Here is a 9,955-nt window from a genome sequence, read left to right on the forward strand (position 1 = left end):
GGCCATAAGAGGATCAGCCTGCCTGCTGCTCTTCTCCGGAATTGACTTCGACAACCTCAACCTTGCTGGATTTGAGGTGGTTTTGCAGCGTCGGGCCGGGCAGCTCATCGGTGAACAGCGCCGTCGCCTGCGCCACGTTGCCGATTTCAACCGCCGCGGAGGCGTGGTATTTCGTATGATCGGCCGCCAGTAAAATGTGGCGGGAATGGGCAATCATGGTTTTCACCACGCTGGCTTCGTTAACGTCAAATTCCATCATCGCACCGTCGTGTTCAATCGCCCCCACGCTGGTCACGAGGTAGTCCGCCCGGAAGCCCGACACAAACGCCGTTGCCGCAGGCCCGATAATGCCGCCGTTGTGCGGGCGTAGCGTACCGCCAGGCACCATCACCTCAAAGCGCGGGTTCTTATAAAGAATGTGCGCCACCCGCAGGCTGTTGGTGATGATGCGCAGATGATTATGGTTAAGCAGTGCCCGGGCAACGTGCTCCACGGTCGTCCCGATAGTGATAAAGATGGTCGAACCGTCGGGAATATAGTCCGCAATGGCTTCGGCAATCGCCCGTTTCTCTTCGGTAAGCGAGACTTCACGCTGCTCGAACGCCGTGTTGACCACGCTGGATGCCCTGCCCGCACCGCCATGATGACGGGTGATCAGCCCCTGCTCGCTGAGCTTACGGATATCCCGGCGCACGGTTTGCGTCGACACATCCAGCAGCTGCGCCAGTTCATCAATGTTCATATAGCCGCGATCGGCAATCAGCGTCAGCAGCTGATCGTGACGCGGGTTGCCGGTCAGTTCGGTAAGGCTCATGGGCTGTCCTCTGAAAACCATCACGCCCCGCATTTTATACAAAAAGTGACAAAAAAGAGCGGGTTTGATCACAGTCGGGTATACCCGCGCGCCCGCCGGGCTTTGTGCATTTCAGTGCTGCGACGGCGCTGGCAAAACGCACGGCGTCTGCGGCGGGCAATTTCTGCCCCAGGCTGACCGCCAGCGCACCGTGGAACACGTCGCCCGCCCCGGTGGTATCAATGACGTTCACTTCAAAACCAGGCTGATGACATAGCGTGTCGTTTTCCAGCCAGAAACAGCCGTCTCGCCCCTGCGTGACATACACATGTCCATTTGTGAGCGTTTGTGCTTTCTTCAGCGCATCTTTGGGGCCATCCCGCTGCGTTAAACGCCGCAGTCCTGGCGCGGAGAAGGCCGCGTGGTCGCTTAAGGCAATCAGATCCGCGATGTCCTGCGGGGTGACATCCGCATCCAGCAGCGTCGGTACGCCCTGCTGGCGGGCCAGGGTAAATGCCTGTTTTGCACCGTCATGCCAGCGCACGTCGGCTAAGACAATGTCCCACTGAGAGAAGTCGATTTCTTGCAGCCAGTCTGCCGACGCAGGGAGATCGGGGCTGGGGTAGTTGGCAATCACTCTTTCCCCACCTGCGTCCACCAGCACCGCCGATTGCGACGATCGGGCACCCTTACACACGCGCGTGTAGCGGGTATTCACCCCCAGGGATTCCAGCTCCGCGAGCAGCCGTCTGCCGGTATCGTCGTCCCCCACCCGACCAATAAAATCCACTTCCGCACCCAGTTTCGCGGCTGCCACCGCCGCCGTTGCCGCCGGGCCGCCGCCCACTTCCGTATAATCTTTTGCGACATATTTCCCACCTTCTTTCGGTAAATCATCGAGATACCAGATGCGATCCAGCACGGTAATGCCGACACAAACGATGCGAGTCATGGTGATTCCTTCTGCGATTTCTGATGCCTTCATTTTAATTTCACCAAATGTTTAAAAAGTGACCCGTGTCAATTTTTTGACTATAAATTACAAATACGATCAAAAACAGACACCACAAACGCGCAAAAATTGACACGATGTGACAGGAGAGAGGCATGTCAGCAATCGCATTTATCGGCTTAGGACAGATGGGCGCGCCCATGGCGAAGAATCTGTTGAAACAGGGCCACCAGCTTAACGTTTTTGATGTGAACCCGCAGGCGGTTCAGGCGCTGGTAGAGAGCGGAGCCCGGGCGGCGGCTACGCCCGCACAGGTAGCAACGGATGCCGAATTCGTGATCACTATGCTGCCAAACGGCGACCTGGTGCGCAGCGTGCTGTTCGGCGAGCACGGCGTGTGCGAAGGGTTATCCCGCGATGCGCTGGTCATTGATATGTCCACCATTCACCCGCTGCAAACCGACGCGCTGATCCGTGACATGGCTGAGCAAGGCTTCAGCCTGATGGACGTGCCCGTCGGACGCACCTCTGATCATGCCATCGCCGGTACGCTGCTCCTGTTGGCGGGCGGTACGGCGCAGCAGGTTGAGCGCGCCACCCCCGTCTTAATGGCGATGGGCAATGAACTGATTAACGCTGGCGGGCCGGGCATGGGCATCCGCGTGAAGCTCATCAATAACTACATGAGCATCGCCCTGAACGCCCTTTCCGCCGAGGCCGCCGTACTGTGCGAAGCGCTTGGCCTCTCCTTTGACGTGGCGCTCAAGGTGATGAGCGGCACACCGGCGGGTAAAGGCCACTTCACGACATCCTGGCCGAACAAGGTGCTGAAAGGGGATCTTTCACCCGCCTTCATGATCGACCTTGCGCATAAAGACCTGGGGATCGCCCTGGACGTGGCCAACCAGCTCCACGTTCCGATGCCGCTGGGCGCGGCGTCCCGCGAAGTATACAACCAGGCACGCGCCGCCGGGCGCGGGCGCGAAGACTGGACGGCCATTCTTGAACAGGTTCGCGCATCTGCCGGGCTGAAAAAATCACACTGATACGAAAGGACTGAGGAATGACGATGTACACCCTGAAAGATATCACCCGACCTTCCGGCGGTTTTGCGATGCTGGCCGTGGATCAGCGCGAAGCGATGCGCCTGATGTTTGCTGCCGCAGGCGCGCCGGTGCCGGTAACCGACCAGCACCTGACGGATTTTAAGGTCAATGCGGCAAAAATTCTGTCGCCGTACGCCTCTGCGATCCTCGTCGACCAGCAGTTCTGCTACCGCCAGATTGTCGAGCAGCAGGCCGTGGCCAAAAGCTGCGCAATGATTGTCGCCGCCGACGAGTTTATCCCGGGGAACGGCATTCCGGTCGACAGCGTGGTGATCGACAAGAACGTCGACGCGCAGGCGGTCAAACGCGATGGCGGCAAGGCGCTGAAGCTTCTGGTGCTGTGGCGCAGCGATGAAGATCCGCAGCAGCGCCTGGAGATGGTGAAGGCGTTCAATACGCTGTGCCACGACAACGGTCTGCTGAGCATTATCGAGCCGGTTGTGCGTCCACCGCGCCGCGGCGCCGCGTTTGACCGCGAGCAGGCGATCATCGATGCGGCCAAAGAGCTGGGCGACAGCGGCGCCGACCTCTACAAAGTGGAAATGCCGCTGTTTGGCAAGGGCACACAGCAGGAACTGCTGACGGCCTCGCAGAAGCTGAACGAGAACATCGCCATGCCGTGGGTAATCCTCTCCTCCGGCGTGGACGATAAGTTATTCCCGCGTGCCGTTAGCGTCGCTATGCAGGCGGGGGCATCAGGCTTTTTAGCCGGGCGCGCCGTCTGGTCATCGGTGATTGGCCTGTCGGACACCGAGCTGATGCTGCGTGATATTTCAGTACCAAAACTTCAGCGTCTGGGTGAGATCGTCGACGAAATGATGGCTCGCCGTTAAGAAAGGACCCAAACATGAAATGGTTTAACACCCTGAGCCATAACCGCTGGCTCGAACAAGAGACCGACCGCATTCTCGATTTCGGTAAAAACGCCGCCGTACCAACCGGCTTTGGCTGGCTGGGCAATAACGGGCAGGTGCGCAGCGATATGGGCACCCATCTGTGGATCACCGCCCGCATGCTGCATGTTTACGCGGTGGCGGCGAACATGGGGCGTCCCGGCGCGTACGCCCTGGTTGAGCACGGCATTAATGCCCTGAACGGTCCGCTGCGCGACAAACAGCACGGCGGGTGGTACGCCTGCGTAAACGATGAAGGCGTGATTGATGCGTCCAAACAGGGCTATCAGCATTTCTTCGTCCTGCTGGGCGCGGCGAGCGCCGTCACCACCGGCCACCCCGAGGCGCGCAAGCTGCTGGACGACGCCATCGAAGTGATTGAGCGCTACTTCTGGAGCGAACAGGAGCAGATGTGCCTGGAGTCCTGGAACGAAGCCTTCAGCAAGACGGAAGATTACCGCGGCGGTAACGCCAATATGCACGCCGTGGAAGCCTTCCTCATCGTCTATGACGTGACCCACGACCGTAAATGGCTCGACCGCGCCCTGCGTATCGCCTCGGTGATTATTCACGACGTGGCGCGCAAAGGGGAGTACCGCGTTAACGAGCATTTCGACACCAACTGGAACCCGATCCGCGATTACAACATCGATAACCCCGCCCACCGCTTCCGCGCTTACGGCGGCACGCCGGGGCACTGGATCGAGTGGGGCCGCCTGATGCTGCACCTGCGTGCCGCGCTGGAAGCCCGCTTTGAAACCCCGCCGGAATGGTTGCTGGAAGATGCGAAAGGCCTGTTTCACGCCACCATCCGCGACGCCTGGGCACCCGACGGGGCTGACGGCTTTGTCTATTCCGTGGGCTGGGACGGCAAGCCTATCGTGCGCGAACGCGTGCGCTGGCCAATCGTCGAGGCGATGGGCACGGCTTACGCGCTATACACCGTCACTGGTGAGGCGCAGTACGAAGCCTGGTATCAGAAATGGTGGGATTACTGCATCAAGTACCTGATGGATTACGAAAACGGTTCATGGTGGCAGGAGCTGGACACCAATAACGAAGTGACCACCAAAGTCTGGGACGGCAAGCAGGATATTTACCATCTGCTGCACTGCCTGGTGATCCCCCGCCTGCCGCTGGCGCCGGGCTTAGCCCCTGCCGTCGCCGCCGGATTACTGGATAGCCTGGCCAAATAATAAAGACGGAGTTTTTATGCGTACCCTACACAATATTGACCTGAAAAATAACGAAAGTGGTTTCACCCTGCGCTGGCAGGACCGTCTGATTTTATCCCACTCTGCGGATGCCCCTTGCCTGTGGATCGGCGCAGGTGAGGCGGATATCGAGATGTTTCGTGGCAACTTCAGCATCAAAGACAAGCTCAACGAAAAGATTGCCCTGACGAACGCGACCGTTACGCAGCAAAGCGCGGGCTGGGCAATCCGCTTTACCCGCGGCGACGCGGTGAGCGCCACGCTGCTGGTGGGCGTGGATGGTGAGGGCCGTCTGGAGCTGAAGCTGAAAAATGACGCCGCCAGCCATAACCGCATCTGGCTGCGGCTGGCAGCTCAGCCTGACGATCATATCTACGGCTGCGGCGAGCAGTTCTCGTATTTCGATTTGCGCGGCAAGCCGTTCCCGCTGTGGACCAGCGAGCAGGGCGTGGGCCGCAATAAGCAGACCTACGTCACCTGGCAGGCCGACTGCAAAGAGAACGCGGGCGGCGATTACTACTGGACCTTCTTCCCGCAGCCTACCTTCGTGAGCACCCAGAAGTATTACTGCCACGTGGATAACAGCTGCTACATGAACTTTGACTTCAGCGCGCCGGACTTCCACGAACTGGCGTTCTGGGAAGATAACGCCACGCTGCGCTTCGAATGCGCAGAAACCTACGTCGATCTGCTGGAAAAACTGACCGGCCTGCTGGGGCGTCAGCCTGAACTGCCGGACTGGGTTTACGATGGCGTGACGCTGGGTATTCAGGGCGGCACCGAGGTGTGTCAGCAGAAGCTCGACGCCATGCGCAAGGGCGGCGTGAAGGTGAACGGCATCTGGGCGCAGGACTGGTCCGGCATCCGCATGACCTCCTTTGGCAAACGCGTAATGTGGAACTGGAAGTGGAACAGCGCGCTCTATCCGCAGCTTGATGAGCGGATTGCACAGTGGAAAGAAGAAGGCGTGCAGTTCCTCTCCTACATCAACCCGTACGTCGCCAGCGATAAAGATCTCTGCGAAGAGGCGTCGAAGCGCGGCTATCTGACCAAAGATGCCGACGGCAAGGATTACCACGTTGAGTTCGGCGAGTTCTACGCGGGCGTTATCGACCTGACCAACCCGGAAGCCTACAGCTGGTACAAAGAGGTGATCAAAAAGAACCTGATCGAACTGGGCTGCGGCGGCTGGATGGCCGATTTCGGGGAATATCTGCCGACCGATACCTTCCTGCACAACGGCGTGAGCGCGGAGATCATGCATAACGCCTGGCCTGCCCTGTGGGCGAAATGTAACTACGAAGCGCTGGAGGAGACCGGCAAGCTCGGGGAGATCCTGTTCTTCATGCGCGCGGGCTACACCGGCAGCCAGAAGCACTCGGTGATGATGTGGGCGGGGGATCAGAACGTCGACTGGAGCCTGGACGATGGTCTGGCGTCCGTCGTACCGGCGGCGCTGTCGCTGGCGATGACCGGGCACGGGCTGCACCACAGCGACATTGGCGGCTATACGACCCTCTTCGAGATGAAGCGCAGCAAAGAGCTGCTGCTGCGCTGGTGCGACTTCAGCGCCTTTACGCCGATGATGCGTACCCACGAGGGCAACCGCCCTGGCGACAACTGGCAGTTCGACGGCGACGCGGAAACTATCGCCCACTTCGCGCGCATGACCACCGTCTTCACCACCCTGAAGCCGTATATCAAAGCTGCGGTTGCGCAGAACGCGAAAAGCGGCCTGCCGGTGATGCGTCCGCTGTTCCTGCACTATGAGGACGACGCGCGCGCCTACACGCTGAAATACCAGTACCTGTTTGGCCGCGATCTGCTGGTGGCGCCGGTCCATGAAGAGGGACGCCGCGACTGGTCGCTCTATCTGCCGCAGGACATCTGGGTCAATGCGTGGACCGGGGAAACCTGCCAGGGCGGTGACATCACCGTTGATGCCCCGCTCGGCAAACCGCCGGTCTTCTATCGCCAGCACAGCGAATGGGCAGATCTGTTTAGCACCTTACGTCATATCTGATAAGGCTCGCCCGCGGGGAAACCTGCGGGCAGACGGAGAACAATAATGAGTCAACATACTTCTGATCCGGCAACCCTGCGCCTGCCGTTTAAAGAAAAACTCGCCTACGGGATGGGCGATCTCGGCTCTAACATCCTGCTTGATATCGGCACGCTGTATCTGCTGAAGTTCTACACCGACGTGCTGGGGCTGCCTGGCACCTACGGCGGGATTATCTTCCTGATTGCGAAGTTTTTTACCGCCTTCACCGATATGGGCACCGGGATCATGCTCGATTCCCGGCGCAAGATCGGCCCGAAAGGGAAATTCCGCCCGTTCGTGCTGTATGCAGCCTTCCCGGTAACGTTGCTGGCGATTGCCAACTTCGTCGGCACACCGTTTGAAATCACCGGTAAAACGGTGATGGCGACGGTGCTGTTCATGCTGTACGGCCTGTTCTTCAGCATGATGAACTGCTCCTACGGCGCGATGGTGCCCGCCATTACCAAAAACCCGGACGAGCGTGCTTCGCTGGCCGCCTGGCGTCAGGGCGGCGCTACGCTGGGCCTGCTGCTCTGTACGGTGGGCTTTGTCCCGGTGATGAACCTGATTGAAGGTAACGACCAGCTAGGCTACATCTTTGCCGCCACCCTCTTCTCGCTGTTCGGGTTGTTCTTTATGTGGTGGTGCTATAAAGGCGTAACCGAGCGTTACGTCGAGACGCAGCCTGCTAACCCGGCGCAGAAACCGGGGCTGTTGCAGTCGTTTCGCGCCATCGCCGGGAACCGTCCGCTGTTTATCCTGTGCATCGCTAACCTGTGCACGCTGGGCGCCTTTAACGTCAAACTCGCCATTCAGGTCTACTACACGCAGTACGTGCTGAACGACCCGATCCTGCTGTCGTATATGGGCTTCTTCAGCATGGGCTGTATTTTTATCGGCGTCTTTATGATGCCCGGCGCGGTGCGGCGCTTCGGCAAGAAAAAGGTCTACATCAGCGGGCTGGCGATTTGGGTGGCAGGCGATCTGCTTAACTACTTCTTCGGCGGCGGCTCGGTGAGCTTCGTGGCGTTCTCCTGCCTGGCGTTCTTCGGCTCCGCGTTCGTGAACAGCCTGAACTGGGCGCTGGTCTCCGATACCGTGGAGTACGGCGAGTGGCGCACCGGCGTGCGCTCCGAGGGGACGGTCTACACCGGCTTTACCTTCTTCCGTAAGGTATCCCAGGCGCTGGCGGGCTTCTTCCCGGGGATCATGCTCACGCAGATCGGCTATGTGCCCAACGTGGTGCAAAGCGCCGGCACGGTTGAAGGGCTACGGCAGCTGATATTTATCTATCCGAGCCTGCTGGCGGTCATCACCATCGTGGCCATGGGCTGCTTCTACAACCTTAACGAGAAGATGTATGTGCGCATCGTGGAAGAGATCGAACTGCGCAAACGTACGGCATAAATGACGTGATTGAGCGCCCTGCGGGGCGCTTTGAGGATCGACCATGACACATAATACTGATCCGTTAACCCTGAAATTGAGCCTGCGAGAGAAGTGCGCCTACGGGATGGGCGATTTTGGCTCAAATCTGATGCTGTGTATTGGCACGCTGTATCTGCTGAAGTTTTACACCGATGAACTGGGCATGCCGGCGTTCTATGGCGGCATTATTTTCCTCGTCGCGAAGTTTTTCACCGCGTTTACCGACATGCTGACCGGGGTGCTGCTGGACTCCCGGCGTAATATCGGCGCGCGGGGGAAATTCCGGCCATTCATTCTCTACGCCTCCGTCCCGGTGGCGCTGGTGGCCACGGCGCAGTTTATGGCCAACGACTTTAGCCTGACGGTGAAAACGGCCCTCGCCACCGTGCTCTTCATGATGTTTGGCCTCTGCTACAGCCTGATGAACTGCGCCTACGGTGCAATGGTTCCGGCCATCACCAAAAACCCGAACGAGCGCGCGCAGCTTGCGGCGTGGCGTCAGGGCGGCGCAACGGTAGGACTGTTGCTCTGTACTGTCGGCTTTATGCCGATTCAGGCGCTGTTCGTCAGCCAGCCCTCACTCGGCTATCTGGTGGCCGCGCTGGTGTTCGTCACCGGGGGACTGTTCTGCATGTGGTGGTGCTACAGCGGGGTGAAAGAGCGCTACGTCGAGCTTACGCCCGATCACCATAAGCCCGGCATTCTGAAATCGTTCTGCGCGATTTTCCGCAATCCGCCGCTGCTGGTGCTGTGCATCGCCAACCTGTGTACCCTCGCCGCGTTTAACATCAAGCTGGCGATTCAGGTCTATTACACCCAGTACGTGCTGAACGATCTGCATCTCCTGTCGTGGATGGGCTTTTTCAGCATGGGTTGCATTCTGATTGGCGTGTTTCTGGTGCCTGGCGCGGTGAAGCGCTTTGGCAAGAAGCCGGTCTATCTGGGCGGGCTGACGCTGTGGGCGGTGGGCGACGTGCTGAACTTCGTCTGGGGAACCAGTTCCCTGCTGTTCGTGCTCTTTTCCTGCATGGCCTTTTTCGGCACCGCGTTTGTGAACAGCCTGAACTGGGCGCTGGTGCCGGATACGGTTGATTACGGCGAGTGGAAAACCGGGATCCGCGCCGAAGGGTCGGTGTATACCGGCTATACCTTCTCGCGCAAAATCTCCGCGGCGCTAGCCGGTTTTCTGCCCGGTATCATGCTGACCCAGATTGCCTATGTTCCCCATGCCGTACAGAGCGCAGGCACGCTGCTTGGGTTGCGCCAGCTTATTTTCCTCTGGCCGTGCGGCCTGGCGATCGTTGCCGCCGTGACCATGGGGCTGTTTTATAAACTCAACGAAGCGCGCTTCGCCTTTATTATCGAGGAGATTGGAAAACGAATCTATGGTCACTCCCGTTTTTGCAACACCGATTTTGACGATAAATTGGCTTGCTTGAATCTATCCGGCGTCTGAATGGGATTTTATTCCCGCGCCTCGATGAGTTCCGCGCCTGATGAACCTCCAGAAAATATACGGCTTCAA

8 protein-coding genes are annotated in these 9,955 nt (G+C 58.9%); 6 read left to right on the forward strand and 2 right to left on the reverse strand.

The annotated features are described in order from the left end of the window. Positions 1-13: 13 nt before the first annotated feature. Complete coding sequence (locus tag ACNQ0W_RS16095) at positions 14-814, reverse strand: DeoR/GlpR family DNA-binding transcription regulator (RefSeq protein ID WP_062933600.1); 801 nt, start codon at positions 812-814, stop codon at positions 14-16. Positions 815-848: 34 nt separating this feature from the next. Next, on the reverse strand, positions 849-1,745 hold the full coding sequence (locus tag ACNQ0W_RS16100) for a sugar kinase (RefSeq protein ID WP_062933599.1): 897 nt from the start codon (positions 1,743-1,745) through the stop codon (positions 849-851). Positions 1,746-1,900: 155 nt separating this feature from the next. On the opposite strand from ACNQ0W_RS16100, the gene yihU reads away from it, so the two are divergent. From yihU to ACNQ0W_RS16130, 6 genes are read left to right on the forward strand one after another with little or no spacing between them, the layout of a single operon-like run. Next, complete coding sequence (gene yihU / locus ACNQ0W_RS16105; protein ID WP_062933598.1) at positions 1,901-2,791, forward strand: sulfolactaldehyde 3-reductase; 891 nt, start codon at positions 1,901-1,903, stop codon at positions 2,789-2,791. Between the two features lie 17 nt (positions 2,792-2,808). Continuing rightward, positions 2,809-3,684, forward strand: a complete 876-nt coding sequence (yihT, locus tag ACNQ0W_RS16110; RefSeq protein ID WP_062933597.1) for a sulfofructosephosphate aldolase — start codon at positions 2,809-2,811, stop codon at positions 3,682-3,684. Positions 3,685-3,698: 14 nt separating this feature from the next. Then, positions 3,699-4,940, forward strand: coding sequence for a sulfoquinovose isomerase (gene yihS, locus ACNQ0W_RS16115; RefSeq protein ID WP_116329993.1), 1,242 nt, complete (start codon positions 3,699-3,701; stop codon positions 4,938-4,940). 16 nt (positions 4,941-4,956) lie between these two features. Then, positions 4,957-6,981 (forward strand): alpha-glucosidase, encoded by a 2,025-nt coding sequence (locus ACNQ0W_RS16120; protein WP_062933596.1) that lies wholly within the window; start codon positions 4,957-4,959, stop codon positions 6,979-6,981. Positions 6,982-7,026: 45 nt separating this feature from the next. Further along, on the forward strand, positions 7,027-8,409 hold the full coding sequence (locus ACNQ0W_RS16125) for an MFS transporter (RefSeq protein ID WP_058646063.1): 1,383 nt from the start codon (positions 7,027-7,029) through the stop codon (positions 8,407-8,409). A 43-nt stretch (positions 8,410-8,452) separates the two neighbouring features. Next, complete coding sequence (locus tag ACNQ0W_RS16130) at positions 8,453-9,886, forward strand: MFS transporter (protein WP_417933215.1); 1,434 nt, start codon at positions 8,453-8,455, stop codon at positions 9,884-9,886. Positions 9,887-9,955: the final 69 nt, after the last annotated feature.

Origin of the sequence: Enterobacter cloacae complex sp. 6730903 (assembly GCF_048283985.1) — a bacterium.
Classification (GTDB): Bacteria; Pseudomonadota; Gammaproteobacteria; order Enterobacterales; family Enterobacteriaceae; genus Enterobacter; species Enterobacter hormaechei_C.

Bases quoted from the DNA above. Each gene is read 5' to 3' on its own strand.
- yihS (WP_116329993.1), top strand. From the start codon at position 3,699: ATGAAATGGTTTAACACCCTGAGCCATAACCGCTGGCTCGAACAAGAG.
- yihU (WP_062933598.1), top strand. From the start codon at position 1,901: ATGTCAGCAATCGCATTTATCGGCTTAGGACAGATGGGCGCGCCCATG.
- ACNQ0W_RS16130 (WP_417933215.1), top strand. From the start codon at position 8,453: ATGACACATAATACTGATCCGTTAACCCTGAAATTGAGCCTGCGAGAG.
- yihT (WP_062933597.1), top strand. From the start codon at position 2,809: ATGACGATGTACACCCTGAAAGATATCACCCGACCTTCCGGCGGTTTT.
- ACNQ0W_RS16120 (WP_062933596.1), top strand. From the start codon at position 4,957: ATGCGTACCCTACACAATATTGACCTGAAAAATAACGAAAGTGGTTTC.
- ACNQ0W_RS16100 (WP_062933599.1), bottom strand. From the start codon at position 1,745: ATGACTCGCATCGTTTGTGTCGGCATTACCGTGCTGGATCGCATCTGG.
- ACNQ0W_RS16095 (WP_062933600.1), bottom strand. From the start codon at position 814: ATGAGCCTTACCGAACTGACCGGCAACCCGCGTCACGATCAGCTGCTG.
- ACNQ0W_RS16125 (WP_058646063.1), top strand. From the start codon at position 7,027: ATGAGTCAACATACTTCTGATCCGGCAACCCTGCGCCTGCCGTTTAAA.